At 77.0% G+C, this 22,278-nt stretch carries 20 protein-coding genes; 12 read left to right on the top strand and 8 right to left on the bottom strand.

The window, feature by feature from the left end; genetic code table 11:
• Window positions 1-60 precede the first annotated feature (60 nt).
• Entirely contained in the window at window positions 61-1,707 is a 1,647-nt protein-coding gene (locus ACGFI1_RS31825) for a DUF885 domain-containing protein (RefSeq protein ID WP_392790767.1), read from the top strand.
• Between the two features lie 40 nt (window positions 1,708-1,747).
• Here ACGFI1_RS31825 and ACGFI1_RS31820 read toward each other — a convergent pair whose 3' ends face one another.
• Complete coding sequence (locus ACGFI1_RS31820; RefSeq protein ID WP_386865674.1) at window positions 1,748-2,038, bottom strand: hypothetical protein; 291 nt, start codon at window positions 2,036-2,038, stop codon at window positions 1,748-1,750.
• Between the two features lie 114 nt (window positions 2,039-2,152).
• Window positions 2,153-3,103 carry an alpha/beta hydrolase gene (locus ACGFI1_RS31815; protein ID WP_392790765.1) on the bottom strand — a complete coding sequence of 317 codons (951 nt, stop codon included), beginning with the start codon at window positions 3,101-3,103 and terminating at the stop codon, window positions 2,153-2,155.
• 449 nt (window positions 3,104-3,552) lie between these two features.
• Here ACGFI1_RS31815 and erm point away from each other — a divergent pair, with 449 nt between their 5' ends.
• Window positions 3,553-4,338 (top strand): ErmE/ErmH/ErmO/ErmR family 23S rRNA (adenine(2058)-N(6))-methyltransferase, encoded by a 786-nt coding sequence (gene erm, locus ACGFI1_RS31810; RefSeq protein ID WP_392791169.1) that lies wholly within the window; start codon window positions 3,553-3,555, stop codon window positions 4,336-4,338.
• 188 nt (window positions 4,339-4,526) lie between these two features.
• On the opposite strand, the gene ACGFI1_RS31805 is transcribed toward erm, so the two are convergent.
• Window positions 4,527-5,249 carry a TetR/AcrR family transcriptional regulator gene (locus ACGFI1_RS31805; protein WP_386865678.1) on the bottom strand — a complete coding sequence of 241 codons (723 nt, stop codon included), beginning with the start codon at window positions 5,247-5,249 and terminating at the stop codon, window positions 4,527-4,529.
• A 96-nt stretch (window positions 5,250-5,345) separates the two neighbouring features.
• On the opposite strand from ACGFI1_RS31805, the gene ACGFI1_RS31800 reads away from it, so the two are divergent.
• Window positions 5,346-6,344: an ATP-binding cassette domain-containing protein gene (locus ACGFI1_RS31800; RefSeq protein WP_392790762.1), complete on the top strand. Its 999-nt coding sequence runs from the start codon at window positions 5,346-5,348 to the stop codon at window positions 6,342-6,344.
• A complete protein-coding gene (locus ACGFI1_RS31795) occupies window positions 6,341-7,186 on the top strand; it encodes an ABC transporter permease (RefSeq protein ID WP_392790760.1) in 846 nt (281 codons plus the stop codon). The genes ACGFI1_RS31800 and ACGFI1_RS31795 overlap by 4 nt, the downstream gene beginning before the upstream one ends.
• Window positions 7,187-7,264: 78 nt before the next feature.
• On the opposite strand, the gene ACGFI1_RS31790 is transcribed toward ACGFI1_RS31795, so the two are convergent.
• Both ACGFI1_RS31790 and rsgA read right to left on the bottom strand, forming a co-directional pair.
• On the bottom strand, window positions 7,265-7,810 hold the full coding sequence (locus ACGFI1_RS31790; RefSeq protein ID WP_392790758.1) for a GNAT family N-acetyltransferase: 546 nt from the start codon (window positions 7,808-7,810) through the stop codon (window positions 7,265-7,267).
• Entirely contained in the window at window positions 7,807-8,889 is a 1,083-nt protein-coding gene (gene rsgA, locus ACGFI1_RS31785) for a ribosome small subunit-dependent GTPase A (protein ID WP_392790756.1), read from the bottom strand. The genes ACGFI1_RS31790 and rsgA overlap by 4 nt, the downstream gene beginning before the upstream one ends.
• A 325-nt stretch (window positions 8,890-9,214) precedes the next feature.
• Here rsgA and ACGFI1_RS31780 point away from each other — a divergent pair, with 325 nt between their 5' ends.
• From ACGFI1_RS31780 to ACGFI1_RS31745, 8 genes are all read left to right on the top strand, one after another.
• A complete protein-coding gene (locus ACGFI1_RS31780) occupies window positions 9,215-10,510 on the top strand; it encodes a hypothetical protein (RefSeq protein ID WP_392790754.1) in 1,296 nt (431 codons plus the stop codon).
• Between the two features lie 84 nt (window positions 10,511-10,594).
• A complete protein-coding gene (locus ACGFI1_RS31775; RefSeq protein WP_387066764.1) occupies window positions 10,595-11,329 on the top strand; it encodes a response regulator transcription factor in 735 nt (244 codons plus the stop codon).
• Window positions 11,326-12,804, top strand: a complete 1,479-nt coding sequence (locus ACGFI1_RS31770; protein ID WP_392790752.1) for a sensor histidine kinase — start codon at window positions 11,326-11,328, stop codon at window positions 12,802-12,804. Before ACGFI1_RS31775 ends, ACGFI1_RS31770 begins: the two co-directional genes overlap by 4 nt.
• A gap of 117 nt (window positions 12,805-12,921) precedes the next feature.
• A complete protein-coding gene (locus tag ACGFI1_RS31765; protein ID WP_392790750.1) occupies window positions 12,922-14,262 on the top strand; it encodes a glycosyltransferase in 1,341 nt (446 codons plus the stop codon).
• Window positions 14,259-16,409 carry an ArnT family glycosyltransferase gene (locus tag ACGFI1_RS31760; RefSeq protein WP_392790747.1) on the top strand — a complete coding sequence of 717 codons (2,151 nt, stop codon included), beginning with the start codon at window positions 14,259-14,261 and terminating at the stop codon, window positions 16,407-16,409. Before ACGFI1_RS31765 ends, ACGFI1_RS31760 begins: the two co-directional genes overlap by 4 nt.
• A 44-nt stretch (window positions 16,410-16,453) precedes the next feature.
• The gene (locus tag ACGFI1_RS31755; RefSeq protein WP_392790744.1) at window positions 16,454-18,526 is read left to right on the top strand and encodes an ArnT family glycosyltransferase; all 2,073 of its coding nucleotides are present in this window, start codon (window positions 16,454-16,456) and stop codon (window positions 18,524-18,526) included.
• Window positions 18,527-18,602: 76 nt separating this feature from the next.
• Window positions 18,603-18,902, top strand: coding sequence for a 4a-hydroxytetrahydrobiopterin dehydratase (locus ACGFI1_RS31750; protein ID WP_301177374.1), 300 nt, complete (start codon window positions 18,603-18,605; stop codon window positions 18,900-18,902).
• Window positions 18,903-18,909: 7 nt separating this feature from the next.
• The gene (locus tag ACGFI1_RS31745) at window positions 18,910-19,395 is read left to right on the top strand and encodes a TIGR00725 family protein (RefSeq protein WP_301177375.1); all 486 of its coding nucleotides are present in this window, start codon (window positions 18,910-18,912) and stop codon (window positions 19,393-19,395) included.
• A gap of 4 nt (window positions 19,396-19,399) precedes the next feature.
• On the opposite strand, the gene ACGFI1_RS31740 is transcribed toward ACGFI1_RS31745, so the two are convergent.
• From ACGFI1_RS31740 to ACGFI1_RS31730, 3 genes are read right to left on the bottom strand one after another with little or no spacing between them, the layout of a single operon-like run.
• Window positions 19,400-20,191, bottom strand: coding sequence for an SDR family NAD(P)-dependent oxidoreductase (locus tag ACGFI1_RS31740; protein ID WP_392790742.1), 792 nt, complete (start codon window positions 20,189-20,191; stop codon window positions 19,400-19,402).
• An 11-nt stretch (window positions 20,192-20,202) separates the two neighbouring features.
• Entirely contained in the window at window positions 20,203-20,385 is a 183-nt protein-coding gene (locus ACGFI1_RS31735) for a hypothetical protein (RefSeq protein WP_392790740.1), read from the bottom strand.
• Complete coding sequence (locus tag ACGFI1_RS31730; protein WP_392790737.1) at window positions 20,382-22,202, bottom strand: hypothetical protein; 1,821 nt, start codon at window positions 22,200-22,202, stop codon at window positions 20,382-20,384. Before ACGFI1_RS31730 ends, ACGFI1_RS31735 begins: the two co-directional genes overlap by 4 nt.
• Between the last annotated feature and the right edge of the window lie 76 nt (window positions 22,203-22,278).

Below are 22,278 nucleotides of genomic sequence, written 5' to 3'. Positions count from 1 at the left end.
TGACGTTTTTTGGCACATTTTCATGATCAGTTTTGGTGGTGCGGGTCGTAGCCTGGGGCGATGACCGCACTGGATGACCTTGCCGGCCGGTACGCGGACGAGTTCGCCGCGCTGGATCCGTGCCTGGCGGCGCTGATGGGGATCGCCGGGCAGGACGCGCGGCTGACCGACTACGGCCCGGACGGGGCGGCGGCGCGGGCGGAGCTGTCGCGGCGGACGCTGGCGGAGCTGGCGCGGGTGCCGGTGGAGGGGGAGGCGGGCCGGGTCGCGGCGGCGGTGCTGCGGGACCGGCTGGAGGTGGAGGTGGCGCTGGACGAGGCGGGGGTTCGGGATTGGTTCCTGGACACCACCGACGGTCCCGTCCAGCGGCTGCGGATGGCGGTGGAGCTGCTGGACCAGGGGGCGGAGACCGACTGGGAGGCGGTGCGGTCGCGGCTGGCGGCGCTGCCGGGCGCGCTGGCGGGGCTGCGGGTGTCGCTGGAGGAGGCGTGCGGGCGGGGGCGGGTCGCGGCGCGGCGGCAGGTGCTGCGCAGCGCGCGGGAGTGCGCGGAGTTCCCGGCGTATCTGGAGGGTCTGGCGGCGCGGTACGGGGAGGGGCCGCTGGCGGGTGCGCTGGGCGAGGCGGTGCGGGCGGCGTCGGCGGCGCTGGTGGAGTTCGCGGGGTTCCTGACGGGGGTGCTGGCGGCGCGGGCGCCGGAGCGGGACGCGCTGGGCGCGGACCGGTACGGGCTGGGGGTGCGGGAGTTCCTGGGGACGGAGCTGGATCTGGCGGAGACGTACGCGTGGGGCTGGGAGGAGCTGGCGCGGATCGAGGCGGAGATGGCGGTGGCGGCGGAGGAGATCCTGCCGGGTGAGCCGCTGCCTGCGGTGATGGCGGCGCTGGACGCCGATCCGGCGTACCGGGTGGTGGGCGCGGAGGCGTTCCGGGGGTGGATCCAGGAGCTGGCGGACCGGGCGATCGCGGATCTGGACGGGGTGCATTTCGACATTCCGGCGCCGCTGCGGCGGATCGAGTGCCGGATCCCGCCGGTGGAGTCGGGGATCTACTACCTGGCGCCGGCGGAGGACCTGTCGCGTCCGGGGACGGTGTGGTGGACGGTGGAGGATCCGGCGGCGGAGATCGTGACGTGGTCGGTGCCGACGACGATGTTCCACGAGGGGGTGCCGGGCCATCATCTGCAGCTGGGGGTGACGGTGCTGAACCCGCGGCTGAACCGGTTCCAGCGGGTGTCGAGCGAGCTGCACGCGGGGCATTGCGAGGGGTGGGGGCTGTACGCGGAGCGGTTGATGGACGAGCTGGGGCATTACGCGGATCCGGCGCACCGGCTGGGGATGCTGGCGGGCGGGCAGCGGTTCCGGGCGGCGCGGGTGGTCCTGGACATCGGGCTGCATCTGGAGCTGCCGATCCCGAAGGGGACGGGGTTCCACGAGGGGGAGCGGTGGACGCCGGAGCTGGGGTTCGAGTTCCTGCGGTCGCGCAAGGGCCCGGATCCCGATTCGGTGGTGGCGTTCGAGATCGACCGGTATCTGGGGCGTCCGGGGCAGGCGATCGCGTACAAGCTGGGGGAGAAGGTGTGGCTGGAGGCGCGTGAGGCGGCGCGGCGGCGGGCGGGTGCGGCGTTCGATCTGAAGGAGTTCCACCGGCGGGCGCTGGATCTGGGGCCGATGGGTCTGGGTCGGTTGCGCGCCGAGCTCGCGGAGGCGTGAGCGTCCCGCCTCCCGGCCTTGTGGCGGGGGGCGGGCGTGGTCAGACGGGTTCGGGTGGGTTGACGTGTGGTCGGGCGGGGGCGCCGAGTGCGTCGGCGCCGGTTTCGTGGAGGCGGCGGCTGCTGCCGGCGGCCGCGGCGGGCGTTTCGTCAGGCGTTTCGTCGGGAGTGCGGGCGATGTGGCAGGCCTTGGGGTCGCCGGTGTCCAGGACGCTCTTGGCGTAGTGGGGCGGCCACCGCAGCAGGATGCGGCGTCCGCAGGTGGGACAGGCCCATTCCTCAAGTCCGGACTCTCCGGTGCGGACCATCCGCATCTCATGGGTCCTGTGCAAGTCGGTGGTCCTCCCTCGACCGTCGGCGGCGTTCGGCGAAATCCGACCTGCTTGTGTGATTTCCCACGTCAAGGGGGTTAAACGGGGTGGGCAAGCCTCTTTAAGGACAGGAGGTCAGGGGGTGTCGGGGCCGTCCGGAACGGCGGTGAGGGCGCGGTGGACGGCGGCGCCGATCTCGGCGACGGCCTCGGCGGAGCGGCGCGCGAACGCGCCCCAGCCGAGGAAGCCGTGGTCCAGGCCGGTGCCGGCGACGAGGGTGACGGGGACGCCAGCGGCGCGGAGCCGGGCGGCGTGCCGCTCGGCCTGCGGGCGCAGCCGGTCGTGCTCGGCGGTGGCGATGACCGCCGGGGGCAGGCCGGCGGGGTCGGGGTCCAGGAGCGGGGAGACGTCGGGGCGGGTGCGGTCGGTGCCGCGCAGGTAGGCGCGCAGGGCCCGGTCGACGCCGTCGCGGGGCGGGGCGAGGCCGTCGGGGTCGGGCAGCGGCGGCGGCACCGCGCGCAGGTCCAGCGCCGGGTACAGCAGGACCTGCAGCACGGGCCGGTCGGGGCCGGCGGCGCGCAGGATCCCGGCGGCCGCGGCGGCGAGCTGCCCGCCGGCGCTGTCGCCGGCGACGCCGATCCGGCGCGGGTCCAGGCCGAGGGCGGCGGCGTTGCGGACGGTCCAGCGGACGGCGGCGACGGTGTCGTCGAGCGCGGCGGGGAAGGGGTCCTCGGGCGGGCGCCGGTACCCGACCGACAGCCACGCGACGCCGCTGGCGGCGGCCAGGGCCCGCACCACCGGGTCGTAGGAGTCGACGTCGCCGAGCACCCATCCGCCGCCGTGCAGGTACACCAGCGCGGGTGCGGGTCCGTCCCAGGCGGGCCGGTAGAGCCGGGCGGGCAGCGGCCCGGCCGGGCCGTCCACGGCCAGGTCGGTCACGGCCCCGGCGGGCGGGCGCGGGGACCGGGCGAGGTCGGCGGCGTGGGCGCGGCGCGCGTCCTCGACACCGCCCGTGCCGTCGTCGCCGGAGGGTTCGGCGAGGCGGCGGCGCAGGAACGCCAGGTACTCCGGATCGCGACCGGTCACACAGCGCAGCCTACGGCGTGCGGCGGGAGGGCGGCGGACGGGGAAGCGGCCGGGGAAAACCTGTTGGGGGCGGGCGGCCGGGGTCCCTAAGATCGGGCGCATGACCGCCGTCACCGACTGCGCGGCGCGGGTGATGGCCGCCGCCGCCTACGTCCGGCTCCGCGGCCGCCGCCCCGCCTTGGACCTCCGGGTGCGCGCCGCCTGATCTGCCGCCGCCGAGCGGCGCCGTTGCGCGGCGCCGCGGCCGCGGCGTGCGCTCGCGCGCACCGGCCGTCCAGGGCACGCCGACGCCCCTGACGATCCCGGACGGGCCCCGCCGCGCATCCCGGCAGCACCTTCCTGTGCGCCGCGTTCTCCGCTGTGATGCGTTTCCGCCGCGCCGCGCCGCCGTGCGCGTGTGCGCGGCCCGTCCGCCGGCCCGCCGTGGCCGGGAGCCGAGGACGGCCGCCATCACTCACCGAAACCGAACCACCGCTCGCGGGCGCGCGCGCCGCGAGCTGTCCCAGAACTTCCTCGCCGACCCGGAGGTGATCGCCCGGTACGCCCGGCTGGCCGCGCCCGGCGGGCTGGTCGTGGAGGCCGGCGCCGGCGACGGCCGGATCACCGCCGCGCTCGCCGCGCACGCCGACCGGGTGATCGCCTACGAGATCGACCCGGCGCACGCGGCGCGGCTGCGGCGCCGGGGCCTGCCGGGCGTGGAGTGCGTGACCGGCGACTTCCTGGCCGCGCGGCCGCCGCGCGTCCCGTTCCGGCTGGCCGGCAGCATCCCGTACGCGGCGACATCGGCGATCGTGGCGTGGGCGCTGGACGCGCCGGCGCTGGAGGCGGCGACGCTGATCACGCAGCGGGAGTACGCGCGCAAGCGCACCGGCGACTACGGGCGGTGGAGCCTGCTGACGGTCCGGACGTGGCCGGTGTTCCGGTGGGGGCTGGGCGAGCGGATCCCCGCGAGCCGGTTCCGGCCCGTCCCGCGGGTGGACTCGGCCGTGCTGAGCCTGGAGCGGCGGGCGCGGCCGCTGCTGCCGCCCGGCGCGCTGGAGGGGTACGCGCAGTGCGTGGAGCTGGGGTTCACCGGCCGGGGCGGCACCCTGCACGCGTCGCTGCGGTCGGCGTATCCGCGGCGGCGGGTGGACGCGGCGTTCCGCGCGGCGGGGCTGCCGCGCGGCGCGGTCGTCGGGTACGTCCACCCGGGGGAGTGGGTCGAGCTCGTGCGGGTCCTGCACCGCCTGGAGTGAGCGTGCACGGCGGGGAGGGCGCGGGAAAATGCGTTGCGGCGGTGCCGCGGCCGGGGCAGGCTGATCAGGCGGCCGCTCCGGCGGGCGCCGCGGCGGCGCACCGGGCCGCCATTCCCCCGCGGGTTCGATTCCCGCCGGCGTCTCCGATCCCGTCCCCGCTGTCACCCTGGGGACGGGATCCCGCGCGTTCAGGGGGCGGGGAGGACGCCGCCGATGCAGTCCAGGACGCGGTCCAGGCCGTAGCGGAACTGCTCCTCGGCGCTCATGTGGGGCAGCCGCGCGTCCATGACGATGCGCTCGAACATCGGGTAGCGGCCGGTGCCGAGCAGTTCCTGGACGTAGGGGCCGCTGTGCAGCATCCAGCGCTCCGGGGTCATCCCGCTCTGCCGCATCTCCCGCATCCACTCGATCTCGCCGCGCACGACGCGCTCGACGTAGCCGTTCAGCATGTCCAGGAGCGTGAGCATCTGGTCGATGGGGATGCCGACGTCCAGCGCCCCGAACGCGAACTCCAGCAGCCGCAGCCGGTTCGGGCCCATGGTGGCGCGGGGGCGGTGCAGCCCGGCCAGCCAGGGGTGCCGCAGCCACACCGCCCGGGTGTTCTCGGCGATCAGCGTCAGGTCGGCGCGCCAGTCGCCGGAGGGCCGGTCGGGGATGTCCAGCTCCAGCAGCGCGTGGTCGACCATCAGTTCCAGCAGGTCGTCGCGGGACGGCACGTACCGGTACAGCGACATCGCGCCGGTGCCGAGGTCGGCGGCGATGCGGCGCATCGAGGCGGCCTCCAGCCCGTCGGCGTCGGCGATGCGGATCGCCGCCTCGGTGATCTGGGCGCGGCTGTAGGCGGGGCGGGGCCCGCGGCCCTGCCGCTCCGGGACCGACCAGATGCTGACGTGCTGCTCGCCGGCTGCCACCGAACCTCCTCGCGGGTCGTACCGAGCATCCTAGTTGCGTACGACGTACCCAGTTGTCTACCGTGAGATGCGTACACCGTACCCAGAGGAGTTGCCGTGACCGGTGAACCGATCGTCGCCGCCGAGGCGCTGCGCAAGCGCTACGGCGCCACCCAGGCCCTGGACGGCCTCGACCTCGCCGTCCCCGCCGGGACCGTCTGCGGGGTCCTCGGCCCCAACGGCGCCGGCAAGACCACCGCCGTGCGGATCCTGGCCACCCTGGCCGACGCCGACTCCGGGCACGCCCGCATCGCCGGGTTCGACGTCGCCCGCCACCCCGACCAGGTCCGCGCCCGCATCGGCCTGGCCGGCCAGTACGCCGCCGTCGACGAGAAGCTCACCGGGCGCGGCAACCTGCGCATGTTCGGCCGCCTCTACCACCTGCCCCGCCGCGAGGCCCACCGCCGCGCCGACGAGCTCCTGGAGCGGTTCGGGCTCGCCGACGCCGCCGACCGGCAGGTCGCCGGCTACTCCGGCGGCATGCGGCGCCGCCTCGACCTGATCACCAGCCTCATCCTGCGGCCCCAGGTGCTGTTCCTGGACGAGCCCACCACCGGCCTGGACCCCCGCAGCCGCGGCGAGATCTGGGACGCCGTCCGCGGCCTGGTCGCCGACGGCACCACCGTCCTGCTCACCACCCAGTACCTGGACGAGGCCGATCAACTAGCCGATGACATCGCCGTCGTCGACCACGGCCGCGTCATCGCCACCGGCACCCCCGACCAGCTGAAGGCCACCATCGGCGACCGCCTCGACGTCGTCCTGGACGACCCCGCCGACGCCGGCGCCGCCGCCGGCGTCCTGCACGCCCTCACCGGCGCCCACCCCGCCCTGGACGGCGACCGGCTCTCGGTCCCGCTGACCGCCCGGACCGTCCGCCTCGCCGACGTCGTCCGCGAACTCGACCGCGCCGGCGTCGCCACCGCCGACGCCGGGCGGCGCCGCCCCACCCTCGACGAGGTGTTCCTCCGCCTCACCGCGACCCCCGGCACCGCCCCCGGCACCGCCGAAGCCGCCGCCGGCGACGGCGCGGCCGTGAAGGAGACCGTCCGATGACCGCCCTCACCGCCCCCGCCCCGCCCGCGGCGCCCGCCGACCGCACCGCGCGGATCCGCTGGGCCGTCGCCGACGGCCTCACCCTCATCGGCCGCGAACTGTCGCGGATCCGCCAGGAACCCGGCGAGCTCATCGCCGCGCTGATCTTCCCCGCCGTCATGGTCGTGCTGTTCGGCTACGTGTTCGGCAGCGCCATCGCCGTCCCCGGCGGCGGCGACTACCGCGAATACCTGATGCCCGGCCTGTTCGCCATGGTCACCTTCACCTCCACCATGGCCGTCACCCTGCGCGTGGCCACCGACGCCTCCCGCGGCGTCATGGACCGGTTCCGCTCCATGCCCATGGCCCGCTCCGCCGTCCCGTTCGGGCAGACCGGCGCCGAGATCCTCCACGGCGTCCTCGGCATGCTCATCATGGCCGCCGCCGGCCTCCTCGTCGGATGGCGCGCCCACAACGGCCTGTGGTCCACCCTGGAGGCGTTCGCGCTGCTGGCCCTCATGCGGTACGCGCTCAGCTGGGCCGGCTGCTACCTCGGCCTGGTCGTCCGCAACGAGCAGACCGCCGACCAGCTCATCCCGCTGGTGTTCCCGGTCACCATGCTGTCCAACTCCTTCGTCCCCACCGGCGGCATGCCCGCGCCGCTGCGGATCATCGCCGAATGGAACCCCGTCAGCGCCCTCACCGCCGCCTGCCGCGACCTGTTCGGCAACCCCGGCGCGCCCGCCGCCGACACCGCCTGGCCCCTCGCCCACCCCGTCGCCGCCACCCTCGGCTGGTCGCTGGTCCTGCTGGCGGTGTTCGCCCCGCTGTCGGTGCGCACCTACCGGCGGCGCGGCCGCTGAACCCCGGCGACCGCGAACCCCCGGCGACCGCGGACCCGCGGCCCGCGGCGGACACCCCGCCGCGGGCCGCGGGCGCACTCACACCCCGAACGGCGCCGGGTACCGCACCGTCCCGGACGGGACCGGGCCCGGCCCGTCCAGCACCAGCGCCATCAGCGCCTCGTCCGGCACCTCGAACGCCACGCCGACGCCCAGCGCCGACGCCCGCCCGAACCCGAACCGCGGGTAGTACTCCGGATGCCCGAGCACCACCACCAGCCGCTCACCGCCGGCCGCCGCGCGCCGCGCCGCCTCCGCCAGCACCGCGCGGACGGCCGCGCCGCCCGCACCGCGCCGCTGCAGACCCGGCGCCACCGCCACCGGAGCCAGCGCCAGCGCCGCAACGCCCGGCCCGCCGTCCCCGCCCTCTCGGGGGTCGAGGAGGTGGCACCGGGTCACCAGCGCGTACCCGGCGACCTGCCCGTCCGGGGCCTCGGCCACCACCGACAGGCCCGGGATCCACGCCGCGTCCTCGCGCAGCGCGTCCACCAGGTCGGCCTCGGCGGGGGTCGGGAACGCCGCCTCCACCACCGCGCGGACCGCCGCCGCGTCGCCGGGCCGCTCCGGCCTCGTCGTCCACATCATCGGTCCCGCCCCCGCTCCCGGTACATCCGCCGCTGCTCCTTCTTGATCGTTTTCCATCGGTTCTCGTGTTCGGCGCGCAGCCGCGCGTCGCTGCGCGAGGCCGCCCACGCGTTCTCGCGCAGCAGCCGCCGGTAGCTGTCGAGGCGGCGCTGCGGCAGCGTCCCGTCCTCGACAGCCGCCAGCACCGCGCAGCCCGGCTCGGTCTCGTGCGCGCAGTCGGCGAACCGGCACCCGGCGGCCAGCTCCTCCACGTCGGCGAACGTGCGCTCCAGCCCGGCCGACGCATCGACCAGCCCGACGCCGCGCAGCCCCGGCGTGTCGATCAGGACGCCGCCGCCCGGCAGCGGCAGCAGCTCCCGCCGCACGGTGGTGTGCCGGCCCTTGCCGTCGGCCTCCCGGACCGCGCCCGTCACCAGGGCGTCCGCGCCCAGCAGCGCGTTCCCCAGCGTGGACTTGCCCGCGCCCGACGGCCCGACCAGCACCACCGTCCCCGCAAGGACGGCCCGGACCGCCTCGACGCCGTCGCCGGTCGCGGCGCTGCACGCCACCACCGGCACGCCCGGCGCCGCCGCCGCGGCGTCGGCCTCGGCCGCGGCGGTGTCCGCGACATGGTCGGCCTTGGTCAGCACCACCACCGGTTGCGCGCCGCTCTCCCAGGCCAGCGCCACCAGCCGCTCGATCCGGCCCGGCGCCGGCCGGGCCGCCAGCGACACCGCGACCGCGACGGTGTCGACGTTGGCGGCCAGCACCTGGCCGCGGGAATCACGCCCCGCCGACGCCCGCGTGATCGCGGTCCGCCGCGGCAGCAGCGCCGCCACGACCGGGCGCCCGTCTGGGCCGTCGAGGCGCAGCGCCGCCCAGTCGCCCGTGCACGGCACCGGGTCGCCGGGGGACACCGCACGCGGCACCGACGCCCGGACCGGGCCGTCCTCGGTGACCGCGTCGCACAGGCCGCGGTCGACCGCGGCCACGCGCGCGGGCACCAGACCCGCCGCGCGATGAGAGGTGAACTCGTTCTCCAGGTCCTCGTCCCAGCCGTAGGCGGCAAGAGGGGACGAGTCCGCGAATGCGGAGGACAATGCAGTGGAACCCTTCACGTGAGAACAGGGCCCCGGCGGGCGGACACCGCAACGACGAATGCGGCTCAGGTCGGCTCAGCCGGCGGCCCGGAGGATGAGGACAGGCTGAATGCTGCGGGCAGCAGCAACCGCGGCAACGGCCATTCGTCCCCACCTCCTCACGTTCACGCGCGACACTACCGCCCCCGCCCCGCACCGCGCCACCCAATTGACAAGGCGCGGCGCCCGCACGGCCGGTCGGGCGGCCGGACGGGCGGCGGGGGACCGGCACCGTCCCGCGCCGGTTATGGTGAATTCGGGGCGGATCGCGATGAGGGGCGTGGCCGTGGACGACACAGACCAGCAGGACGGCAAGGACCACACCGACCCGGCGGACCCGGCGGACGGCCGGGACCGGCGCGGCACCGGGGACCGGCGCGACACCTTCGCCGGGCGCGCGGAACGGGCCGACCGCGCCGCCGCGCGGCGGCTGGAAGAGGTCTTCGACGCGCTCGCGCCCGCCGCCGAGTCCGCCGCGCGGCTGGCCGCGCAGGCCGGCGAACCCGTCCGCACCGCCGCCCGCGACGCCGCCGCGCTCGCCGCCGCCCGCATCCTGGAGCAGGCGTCCGGCACCCCCGCCATGCGCGCCATCGAGACCGCGGCCCGCGACGCCGCCGTCCGCGCCGCGCGCGGCGCCGCCGAACGCGCCGTCACCGAGGCCCGCGCCGCCGCAGCGGCCAACCCCGCGACCGCCGGCGCGTTCGAGGCCGCCACCGCCGCGATGTCCCTCGCCGAGCAGGCCGTGCGGCACCCCGCCGCGGCCGCCGCGCGCCGCTTCGCCGTCCGCAGCCCGCTGGCCCGCGACCTCGCCGGCGCCGCCCGCGACCTCGCCGGGCGGACCGCGTCCGCGCCGGCCGTGCAGATCGCCACCAGGGCCGTCGTGGACGCCGCGATCGACACCGCCGCCGACGCCGCGACCGAGGCCGCGCTGACCGCCGGCCGCGACATCGTCGCCCGGGTCGTCCGCGACACCGCCGAGCAGGCCGCCCGCGACCTCGCCGCCGCCCTGCGCGACACCGCCCGCGACACCGGCCTCACCGCCGAACTCGCCCCGCTCGCCGGCACCGCCGGGGACCTGGCCGCCCGCGCCGCCGGATCCGGCACCGCCCGCACCGCCGCCGGCCTGCTCACCGCCGCCGCCGGCAGCCACCTCGCCCGCACCGCCCGCGACCTCGCCGCCCGCGCCGCGACCCGCGCCGCCACCGCCGCGATGGAGGCCGCCCTGCGCGAACTGCTCCGCGACGCCCTCCGCCTGGCCATGCGCGAGCGGCTGCGCGGCATGATCCTGGAGATCTCCCGCGACGTCGTCGTCGACGTCGCCAAGACCACCTGGACCACCGCCACCCGCCCCACCACCGCGACCGCGACCGAGGTCAGCGCGGAGGTCGGCAAGGCCGGGGAGACCACCGTCGTCACCGCGACCGTGGTCGTCGAGACCGCCCCCGCCGCCGAACCGCACCCCACCGACGTGCACCGAACCGAAACGCAACGCGCCGAAGCGCGGGACCCCGGCGACGTGTGGGCCGAGGCCACCGCCGAAACCACCGCCGAAACCGACGGCGGGGCCCCGCCGCGCGCCTGAACCGCCGCTCAGAAGATCCTGAGAGAACCATGAGAAACCAGCGCCGGTGCGCGGGCCGCCACCGGCGCTGTTTACGGTGAGTGCATGGAGCCCGACACCCCGGAGACCGGACCCGCGCGGATACTGGTGGTCGACGACGAACCCGCCGTCCGCGAGTCGCTGTCCAGCAGCCTGGAGTTCGAGGGCTACCGGGTCGCCGGCGCCGCCGACGGCGTCACCGCCCTCGACCAGGTCCAGCGCGACACCCCCGACCTGGTCGTCCTGGACGTCCTCATGCCCCGGATGGACGGCCTGACCACCTGCCGGCGGCTGCGCGCCCTCGGCGCCACCATGCCCGTCCTCATGCTCACCGCCCGCGACATGGTCGGCGACCGCGTCACCGGCCTGGACGCCGGCGCCGACGACTACCTCGCCAAACCCTTCGAACTCGACGAGCTCCTCGCCCGCGTCCGCGCCCTGCTGCGCCGCGCCGCCATGACCGCCGCCCCCGCCGCCGGCGCCGCCCGGCAGGACGTCCTGGCGTTCGACGACCTGCGCATGGACACCCGCACCCGCGAGGTCACCCGCGCCGGCCGGCCCGTCGAACTCACCCGCACCGAGTACATGCTGCTGGAGATGTTCCTCGCCCACCCCCGCCAGGTCCTCACCCGCGAGCAGATCCTGGAGACCGTCTGGGGCTTCGACTTCGAACCCGCCTCCAACTCCCTGGACGTGTACGTGATGTACCTGCGGCGCAAGACCGAGGCAGGCGGGCTGCCGCGGCTGGTCCACACCGTCCGCGGCGTCGGGTACGTGCTGCGGACGGCGGCGTCCCCATGACCCGGCCCGCCGGCGGCGGGACCCGCGCCCGCGTCGCCCGGCGGCTGACCCTGCGCGCCCGCATGGCGCTGCTGACCGCCGCGGCCGTCGCGCTCGCCGTCGCCGCCTGCGCCACCGCCGGGTGGCTGCTCACCCGCAACCAGCTGTACCGGGAACTGGACCGGCGGCTGGCCGTCACCTCCGGCGGCCCGCCCGAGGCGCCCGGCGGCCCCGCCGGGCCGTTCCGCGCCCGCACCGCCCGGCAGGTCCAGACCGCCCTCGCCGACTGCACCGACCGGCCCACCGCCGCGCTCAACGCCCTGCCCGGCCCCTACGAGATGATGCAGGTCGTCGCCGCCGACGGGCGCCGCTGCACCGTCCCCGGCGCGGGCGCGCTGCGCGTCACCGACGCCGACGCGGCGGTCGCCCGCGGCGAACGCGGCCACGTCTACCACGACGGCACCGGCGTCACCGCCGCCGGCGCCGACGACCACGTCCGGGTCCTCACCCGCGGGTTCCGCACCCCCGACGGCGGCACCGCCGCCGCGTCCTACGCGCTGTCGCTGGACGAGGTCGAAGGCCCCCTGGACAACCTCGCGCTGCTGCTCACCGCCGTCACCGCCCTCGGCGTGCTGGTGTCGGCCGCCGCCGGCCTCATGATCGCCCGGGCGTCGCTGCGGCCGGTGGACGAGCTGACCGGCGCCGTCGAGCACATCGCCCGCACCGAGGACCTCGCCACCCGCATCCCCGAGGAGGGCACCGACGAGATCGCCCGGCTCAGCCGCTCCTTCAACAGCATGACCGCGCAGCTCGCCGCGTCCCGCGAACGCCAGCAGCAGCTCATCGCCGACGCCGGCCACGAACTGCGCACCCCCCTCACCAGCCTGCGCACCAACATCGACCTGCTGCTGCGCGCCGAGGCCACCGGCCGCGACCTGCCGCCCGCCGCCCGCCGCAACCTGCTCACCAGCGTCAAGGCGCAGATGCTGGAGCTGTCCAGCCTCGTCGGGGACCTGCTGGAACTGGCCCGGCCCGCCGAGGCGCAGCCCGTCCACGAGACCGTCGCGCTGCACGACGTCGCCGGCCGCGCCGTCGAACGCGCCCGGCTCCGCGGCCCCGGCCTCACCATCGAGGCCGCCATCGGCCCCTGGTACGTGCTCGGCGACCCCGCCTCCCTGGAACGCGCCGTGGTGAACCTGCTCGACAACGCCGTCAAGTTCTCCCCGCCCGGCGGCACCGTCACCGTCGGCCTCACCGGCGGGGAGCTGACCGTCCGCGACCACGGGCCCGGCATCCCCGCCGCCGACCTCCCGCACGTGTTCGAGCGGTTCTGGCGGTCCCCGTCCGCGCGGAGCCTGCCCGGCTCCGGCCTGGGCCTGTCCATCGTCGCCCGCGTCGTCGCCGAATCCGGCGGCACCGTCGCCCTGGACCCCGCCCCCGGCGGCGGCACCCTCGCCCGCGTGAACCTCCCCGGCACCCCCCGGCCCCCCGACTGACCGGCCCCCGGCACCCTCTCATCCGCCCGGGTGGATGAGAGGGCGCCGGGCGCATTCTCATGCCGCCTTCATCGGCGGCTCACCGGCTTCCCACGGCCGCGCCGCAACCTCGGTCCCATGAGTCACCTCATCACCGAACGGGGCACGCCTGCCGGGCCGCCGCCGTCCCCGCCCGAGCACGCGGGACGGGGACGGCTGGTCGAGGTGGTCGTCCCCGTCCACAACGAGGAACGCGTCCTGGCCGCCAGCGTCCACCGCCTCCACGGCTACCTGGCCGACACCTTCCCCTACCCGTTCCGCATCACCGTCGCCGACAACGCCAGCACCGACGCCACCTGGACGATCGCCGCCGGCCTGCAGGCCCGGCTCCCGCACGTGCGGGCCGTCCGGCTGGAGCAGAAGGGCCGCGGGCGGGCGCTGCGGCACGTGTGGGGCGGCAGCGACGCCGACGTCGTCGCCTACATGGACGTCGACCTGTCCACCGACCTGGACGCGTTCCTGCCGCTGGTCGCGCCGCTGATCTCCGGGCACAGCGACCTGGCCATCGGATCGCGGCTGACCCGCGGCTCCGCCGTCGTCCGCGGCCCCCGCCGCGAGGCCGTCTCCCGCTGCTACAACCTGCTGCTGCGCACCGCGCTCGCCGCCCGCTTCACCGACGCCCAGTGCGGGTTCAAGGCCGCCCGCACCGAGATCGTCCAGGCGCTGCTGCCCGCCGTCGAGGACGAGGCGTGGTTCTTCGACACCGAACTGCTGCTGCTCGCCGAACGCAACGGGCTGCGCATCCACGAGGTCCCCGTCGACTGGGTCGACGACCCCGACTCCCGCGTCGACGTGCTCCGCACCGCCCGCGACGACCTGCGCGGCATGGCCCGCGTCGCCCGCCGCATCCTCACCGGCGCGTTCCGCGCCCCCGTCGCCCGCGCCGCGCCGACGGCCGGCCTGCCCGCCGGGATGCGCCGGCAGCTGCCCGCCTTCGCCGTCATCGGCGTCCTCAGCACCCTCGCCCAGCTCGCCCTGTTCCTGCTGCTGCGCCTGGCCATGGGGCCGCTGTGGGCGAACGCGGTGTCGCTGACCGTCACCACGATCGGCAACACCGCCGCCAACCGGCGCTTCACCTTCGGCGTCACCGGCACCCGCCGCGCCCTGCGCCACCAGCTCGAAGGCGGCGCCGCGTTCCTGCTCGGCCTCGCCCTGTCCACCGGCGGCCTGGCGCTGCTGCACGCCGCCGCGCCCGGCGCGTCCCGCGCCGTCGAGCTCGCCGCGCTCGTCACCGCCAACGCCGCCGCCACCCTGGCCCGGTTCCTGCTGATGCGCGCCTGGATCTTCCACCCCCGCCGCCTCGACCGCCGACCCGACCGCCGACCCGGCACCAGCCACGGCACCAGCCCCGGTGAGCAGAGCGGCCACGGCGACCGGCTCCCCGCGGCCGGGGACGGCACCGCAGGGAGCACGTCATGACCGCACCCGCCACCTCACCCGCCGCCGCGCCGCCCGCACCGCGCGGCCCCGCCGCGGCCCGCCGCGCCCGCCGCCTGCTCCTCGGCGGCGACGGCGACCCCCGATGGGCGCGGCCCGCGCTGTGGGCGGTCCTCATCGCCGCCGCGGCCCTGTACGCGTGGGGGCTCGGCAAGTCCGGATACGCCAACTCCTACTACTCCGCCGCCGTCAAGAGCGGCACCCAGAGCTGGAAGGCGTTCTTCTTCGGCTCCCTGGACGCCGGGTCCTACATCACCGTCGACAAGCCCCCGATGGCGCTGTGGGCCATGGGGATCTGCGCCCGGATCATCGGATTCGGGACGTGGAGCCTGCTGCTCCCGCAGGTCATCGCGGGCGTCGCCGCCGTCGCCGTCGTCCACGCGACCGTGCGGCGGGCGTTCGGGCACGCCGCCGCGGTCACCGCCGCCGCCGTCCTGGCGCTCACCCCGATCACCGTCGCGATCAACCGCGACAACAACCCCGACACCCTGCTCGTCCTGCTCATGGCCGCCGCGGCCTGGGCCTGCCAGCGCGCCATCGCCACCGGCCGGGTGCGTCCGCTGCTGCTCGCGGCGTTCCTGGTCGGCTGCGGCTTCAACACCAAGATGCTGCAGGCGTTCCTCGTCGTCCCGGCGTTCGCGCTGGCCTACCTGGTCGCGGCGCGGCCCGGGATCGGCAGGCGGATGCTGCACCTGCCGGCCGCCGGCGCCGTCCTCGCCGCGTCGTCGCTGTGGTGGGTGCTGGCCGTCGACCTCGTCCCCGCCCGCTCCCGCCCCTACATCGGCGGCAGCACCGACGGCACCGCCCGGGACCTGGTCGTCGGCTACAACGGCCTCGGCCGCATCCTCGGCGAGACCGCCGGACCCGGCGGCCCCGGCGGAGGACCCGGCGGAGGCCCTGGTGGAGGCGGAGGGTTCGGCGGGCAGCCCGGCGCCGGACGGCTGTTCAACGACATCATCGGCGGCCAGATCTCCTGGCTGATCCCCTTCGCCGTCCTCGCCCTCGCCGCCGGGCTCGTGCTCCTGCGGCGCCGGCCCCGCACCGACCTCGCCCGCGCCGCGCTGATCCTGTGGGGCGGCTGGCTCGCCGTCCACTACACCGTCTTCAGCTTCGCCCAGGGCACCTTCCACCCGTACTACACCACCGCCATGGCGCCCGCCGTCGCCGCGCTCACCGGCGCCGGAGCCGTCCTGCTGGCCGGCGCGTACCGGCGGAGCGCGGCGTGGGCGTGGGTCCTGCCCGCCGGGATCGCCGCGACCGGGGCGTGGGCGTTCCTGCTGCTGGACCGCACCCCCGGCTGGCACCCGTGGCTGCGGTGGGCCATCGCCGCCGCCACCGTCCTCGCGGTCGCCGCGCTCCTGGCCGGGCGCCTCATCCCGCGCGCCGGAGCCCGCACCGCCGCGGCCGGGCTCGTCCTGGCCACCGCCGCGGGACTGGCCGGGCCCGGCGCCTACGCCGTGTCCGCCGCCTCCACCGCCGTCAACGGCACCAACCCCCTCGCCGGGCCCGCGACCGGCGGCGGCTTCGGCATGCCAGGCGGCCGCGGCGGCCCACCCGGGACGGCGGACGGGCGCGGCATGCCGGACGGCCGCCCAGGCGCCCCCGCCGGTGCACCCGGTGCACCCGGCGGGCAGCGTCCCCCGTGGCAGAACGGCACCGGCCCCGACGGCACCGCCCAAGGCGGCGGGGACCGTGACGCGCGCGGACCCCGCTTCGGCTCCGCAGGCCCCGGCGGGTTCGGCGGGGGCGGGCCCGGCGGACGGGTCGACCAGCAGATGATCGGCTACCTGGAGAAGAACCAGGGCGGCGCGACCTGGCTCGTCGCCGTGTCCTCCGCCCAGGAGGCGTCCTCGATCATCCTGGCCACCGGGCGGCCCGTCATCGCCATGGGCGGCTTCACCGGAAGCGACCCCGCCATGACCACCGCCAAGCTCCAGTCCTACGTCCGCGACGGCAAGCTCCGCTACATCCTCCTCGGCGGACGCATGGGCCCCGGCGGCGGCAGCTCGGCCGTCACCGCCTGGGTCCAGCGGCACGGCACACCCGTCGACGCGAGCGAGTACGGCGGATCCGCCACCGGACAGACCGGCGCCGGAGCCTCCGGCGCACAGCTCTACAAACTCGGCTGACCGCCCACCACCACGGCAAACGACCACTACCGGGAAACGACCACATGACCTCCACCGGCCAGGCCGCCCCGCCCGCGTCCCGCACCCCGCGCGGGCGGGGCGGCCTCCCGCGCCGCCTCTGGCGCGGACCCGACCACAACCCCGCCTGGGCCCGGCCCGCGCTGCTGGCCCTGCTCGCCGCCACCGCCGTGCTGTACCTGTGGGGGCTGGGCGCGTCAGGCTGGGCCAACGCGTTCTACTCCGCCGCCGTCCAGGCCGGCGCGACCTCCTGGAAGGCGTTCTTCTTCGGCTCCTCCGACGCCGCCGGCGCCATCACCGTCGACAAGCCCCCTGCCGCGCTGTGGCCGATGGCGCTGACCGCCCGCGTCTTCGGCGTCAACACCTGGAGCATCCTGGTCCCGCAGGCGCTGATGGGCGTCGCGGCCGTCGCCGCCGTGCACGCCTGCGTCCGCCGCCACGCCCCCGCCTGGGCGGCGCTGCTGGCCGGGGCCGCGCTCGCGGTGACGCCCGTCGCCGCGCTGATGTTCCGGTACAACAACCCCGACGCGCTGCTGGTACTGCTGCTGACCCTGGCCGCGTACGCGGTGCTCCGCGCGCAGGAGACCGCGAGCACCCGGTGGCTGCTGCTCGCCGCCGCCTGCACCGGCACCGGGTTCCTGGCCAAGATGCTCCAGGCGTTCCTGGTCGTGCCGGTGTTCGCGGCCGTGTACCTGACCGCCGCGCCCGGCCCGGTCCGGCGGCGGCTGGCGCAGCTGGCCGCCGCCGGGGGAGTGCTGCTGGCCTCGGCCGGGTGGTGGGTCGCCGCGGTCGCGGCCGTCCCCGCCTCCCGCCGCCCCTACATCGGCGGCTCCCAGCACAACTCGGTGCTGGAGCTGGCGCTCGGCTACAACGGGCTCGGCCGCCTCAACGGCGAGGAGACCGGCGGCCTGGGCAACCTGAACCAGGACGCCGGCTGGGGCCGCATGTTCGGGCCCGTGATCGGCGGGCAGGTCTCCTGGCTGCTGCCCGCCGCGCTGGTCCTGCTCGCCGCCGGGCTGGCCGCCGTCCGCCGCGCGCCCCGCACCGACCCCGCCCGCGCCGCGCTGGCGCTGTGGGGCGGGTGGCTGCTGCTCACCGGTGCGGTGTTCAGCTTCATGCAGGGGATCTTCCACGAGTACTACACCGTCGCGCTGGCGCCCGCGATCGCCGCGCTCACCGGCACGGGCGCCGCGCTGCTGTGGGAGCGGCGCCGCGCCCCCGGTCCGGCCGCGGCCCTCACGGCCGCCGCCGCCGTGACCGCGCTGTGGGCGTACGTGCTGCTGGGGCGGTCCCCGGGCTGGCATCCGTGGCTGGCGCCCGCGGTCGCCGCCGCCGGCCTTGCCGGCGCCGCCGGCCTTGCCGGCGCCGCCGGGCTCGCCGCGGCGCGGGTCCTGCGGCCCCGGGTCCTCGGGGGCGCCGCCGCGCTGGCGGTCCTGGCCGGGCTCGCCGGGCCCGCCGCCTACGCCGCCGAGACCGCCCGTACCCCGCACACCGGCGCCATTGTCACCGCCGGGCCCGCCGTCACCGCGGGCGCCGGGCCGGGCGGGCGCGGGGGACGTCCCTGGCGCGGCGGCCCGGGCGGCGGGAACCGGGGCCCGGCCGCAGGGCCCCCGCCCATGGGCCTCGCCCCCGGCACCGGGCAGCAGCGCACCGGGCAGCGGCGGCCCGGATGGGGCGGGGGGCCGGGGCGCGTGCCCGGTGCGCCGGGCGGCGGCGGGGGGCCGGGAGGGCTGCTGGACACCGCCGCCCCCGGCGCCGCCGCCGTGTCCGCGCTCCAACGCGACGCCGGCTCCTACACCTGGGTCGCCGCCGCCGTCGGGTCCAACACCGCCGCCGGGTACCAGCTCGCCACCGGTGAGCCGGTGATGGCCGTCGGCGGGTTCAACGGCACCGACCCCGCCCCCACCCTCGCCGGGTTCCAGAGCCTGGTCCGGCAGGGCCGGATCCACTACTTCATCGGGACCGGACGCGGCGGCGGCCCGGCCATGCGCGCGCAGAGCGGCAGCGACGCCGCCCAGAAGATCAGCGCGTGGGTCGCCGCGAACTACACCGCCACCACCGTGGGCGGCACCGTCCTGTACGACCTCGGCGGCGGGTGACCGGCGTGATGTAGTGGGAAGGGGAACGGCACCGGCGCCCGGCGAGGCGGCGCCGGTGAGGCAGAGGAGAGGGCCGATGGCCGACACGCTCGACGACACCGCCGTCGCGGAACGCCTGCGCGGCCTGCCCGCCTGGCAGCGCGACGGCGACGCGATCCGCAGGCGCGTGCGGGCGCCCGCGTTCCTGGCCGGGATCGACATCGTCGCCGACGTCGCCCGCGCCGCCGAGGACGCCGACCACCACCCCGACATCGACATCCGCTGGCGGACGCTGACGTTCACGCTGTCCACGCACAGCGCCGGCGGCATCACCGGCAAGGACTTCGACCTCGCCGCCGTCATCGACGAGATCGCCGCCCGGCACGGCGCGGAGTAGCCGCGCGATGGCCGTGCAGGTCGCGGTGTGCGGGCCCGGCGAGTGCACCGAACGCGAATGGGACCTGGCGTACGAGACCGGGCGGCTGCTGGCCGTGCGCGGCGCGGTCGTGGTGTGCGGCGGGCTCGGCGGGGTGATGGCCGCCGCCGCGGCCGGGGCCCGCGCCGGCGGCGGGATCACCGTCGGGGTGCTGCCGGCCGCCGACCGCGCCGCCGCCGGGCCCGACCTCACCGTCGCCGTCCCCACCGGCCTCGGGCAGGCCCGCAACAACCTCGTCGTCAACGCCGCCGACGCGGTCATCGCCGTCGGCGGGTCCTGGGGGACGCTGTCGGAGATCGCCCTGGCCATGCGCGCGGGACGGGTCCCCGTCGTGCAGCTCGGCGGGTGGCGCGTCCACGACGAGGACGGGCGGCCCGCCGGCGGGATCGTGCACGCCGCCGACCCGGCCGCCGCCGTCGACGCCACCGGCCTGTGGGACCGGCGGGACCGCTAGGCGGTCAGTGGGCGGAGAAGCCGCCGTCCACGAAGATCGACTGGCCGGTGACGTAGCCGGACGAGGCCGACGCCAGGAACACCGCCGCGCCCGCGAAGTCCTCCGCCAGGCCGTTGCGGCCGGTCATGGTGCGCTCGGCGAGCGCCTTGACCTTCACCGGGTCGGCCGACAGCCGCGCGTTCAGCGGCGTCATCACGAACCCCGGGACCAGGGCGTTGGCGGTGACGCCGCGGCCCGACCACGCCTCGGCCTGCGAGCGCGCCAGCGCCACCACGCCCGCCTTGGACACCCCGTAGGCGCCGCTGGTCACCGACGCGCGGAACGCCTGCTGCGAGGCGATGTGGATCAGCCGCCCGAAGCCGCGCTCGGCCATCCCCGGCCCGAACCGCTGCCCGAGCAGGAACGGCGCGTCCAGGTTCACCGCCATCGTGGCGTCCCACACGTCCGCGCCGAGCTCGTCCATCGGCGGGCGCAGGTTCACCGCCGCCGCGCTGACCAGGATGTCGGGCTCGCCGAACGCGGCCGCGGCCGCGTCGGCGGCCTCGGCGACCGCGTCCCGCGAGGCCAGGTCGGCGCTGACCGACGCCGCCTTGCACCCGTGGCCCTCGAGTTCGGCGACCGTCGCGGCCAGCTCGGCCTCCCGCCGCGCGACCACCACGACCGACGCGCCCGACCGGGCCAGCGCCACCGCGATCGCCCGGCCGATCCCGGAGCTGCCGCCGGTCACCACCGCGACCCGGCCCTCCAGCGAGAACAGCTCCGACAGGTACCCGGCAGGGGAGGTCCGCTCGTTCATGACCGCCGAGTCTACGGTTCCGGCGGCGCGCCGCCCTCCCCGTCCCCCTCGTTGCCGGTGTCCTCGTCGTCGGTGCGGCGGCGGTCGCGCCAGACCACGACGGCGATCACCGCGACGACGATGAACGTCGGCACGAAGAACGGCACCGCCGAGATGAGCGGGTGGGCCGCCAGGACCCCGCCGGCGGCGCTCACGCGCCCCGCTCCGCGGGCAGCAGCCGGGCGATCCGCGCGACGCCCCAGCCGAGCGCCAGGACCAGCGCCAGCGTGCACGCCAGCACCACCGCCGAGCACAGCGCCCACAGCCACCCCGGCACATCGGTCTTCAGCTCCCGCTGCAGGATCGACCGCTCGCCCCGCACGTCCCGGGTGAACTCCGCCGGGGCGGGCAGCGCCGCCGCGCCGATCGCCGGGTCGGCGGGCAGGTAGACCGGGACGCCCGCCAGGGTCCGGCCGTCGTGCACCCGGATCAGCGTCTTCCAGTCGCCGTGCAGCGGCATCGGCGCGCTCGTCCGGTAGACGCCGCGGCGTTCGCGGACCAGGCGGTCGACGTGCAGGCCCTTGCCCTGCCAGCCGGTCACCGTCACCCACGCGGGCCCGTCGACCGCGCCGGCGGGGGAGAACTCCACGCGGGCCGAGGCGGTGCGGTGCGCGGCGTCGCCGCGGACGCCGGTGAGGGTGACGGTGGCGGTCCGTCCGGCGGGGACGTCGACGACCAGGCCGTTGGCGACCGCCGCCGACACCGCCAGGATCGCGCCGGCGAACAGCCCGCGCGCCACCGCCGGGCGCGGGGACCGGCCCGCCAGGCCCTCGGCCAGCAGCGCCCCGCACAGTCCGCCCGCGACACCGCCGACGACCGCCATCAGCATGCCCTCGGCCAGGACGTCGGGCGTCCACGGCAGCCGGAACGCCGCCTGCCCGTAGGCGTACTCGGCGCCGAACCCGGCCGTGCCGATCAGCAGCCCCGACACCGCGCCCGCCGCCAGCGGCCGCCGCGCCAGCAGGAGCGCCGCGGCCTCCACGCACAGCGCCTCGGCGACGTACAGCGGCACCGCCGCCCACAGCTCCCCGATCACCCCGGCGACCACGACCGACACCCCGCCCCGCACCAGCATGTAGAACGCGACGGCCAGGACGGCGGCGCCGCGCCCGGCCCACAGCCGCACCGCGACCAGCGCGCAGCCCGCCGCCAGCGCGATCAGCAGCGGCTGGTGGACGAGCCGGAACTGCGGCACCCCGAAGTCGTACTCGGCCTGGAACACCGACAGCCCGATCAGCAGCCCGCCGCCGAGCATGCAGCGGCGCGCGTAGCGGACCCAGCCGGGCGGGCCGGCGGCGTCGGGGAGGGCGCGGCGGCCCTCCCGCTCCAGGATCATCATCGCCACCAGCGACAGCCCGGCCCCGCCGATCAGCATCAGGTGGGTCGGGCCCCACAGCGTGACGTCCTGCCCGAAGATGCGGTGCCACACGTCGTCGAGGGGGAAGCCGAGCAGCGCGTAGAACCCGGCGCCGGCCAGCAGGACGCCGCCGGCGGGCGCGTACCAGCCCCGGGTGATCCGCACCGACGCGGCGCCGGGCCGCGCCCCCTTGGGCAGCACGACCGCCAGGACACCGGAGGTGAAGATGCCGAACAGCCCGACCAGGATCGGGTAGTGCGCGGCGTTGGCCAGCGGCCCCTCGTCGCGGCCGTGGGAGATGTGCAGGGAGATGTCCCAGTACATGCCGAGGAGCGCGACGAGCAGCGACAGCAGCGCGACCTGCAGCGGCAGCGCCGCCCAGCCCGGCATGCCGCGGCCGGGGCCCCGCTCGGCCAGTCGCGCGAGCCGGGCCAGCGCGGTGACGCGGCCGGTGCGGTGCCCCCAGCCGAGCACCAGCAGCACCGCCGTCAGCGCGGCGGCGCCGGTGGAGGCGATGACGATCTGGTCCAGGGCCGCGCCGCCGGCCGGTTTCGCCGGTGCCGCCGCGGCCAGCCGCAGCGCCGCCGCCGCGGCGCCCGCCCCCGTGCCCGTCATGTGCTCCACCACCGGTGCTCCCTCGCCGCAGGAACCAGAACGGAAGGGGGCGAACACCGCCTTCCGCGACGGAGTA

The organism is Actinomadura geliboluensis, from assembly GCF_043197915.1.
GTDB lineage: Bacteria > Actinomycetota > Actinomycetes > Streptosporangiales > Streptosporangiaceae > Spirillospora > Spirillospora geliboluensis.
The sequence above is the reverse complement of the archived record's forward strand: the minus strand, read 5'-3'. Positions and strand labels throughout refer to the sequence as shown.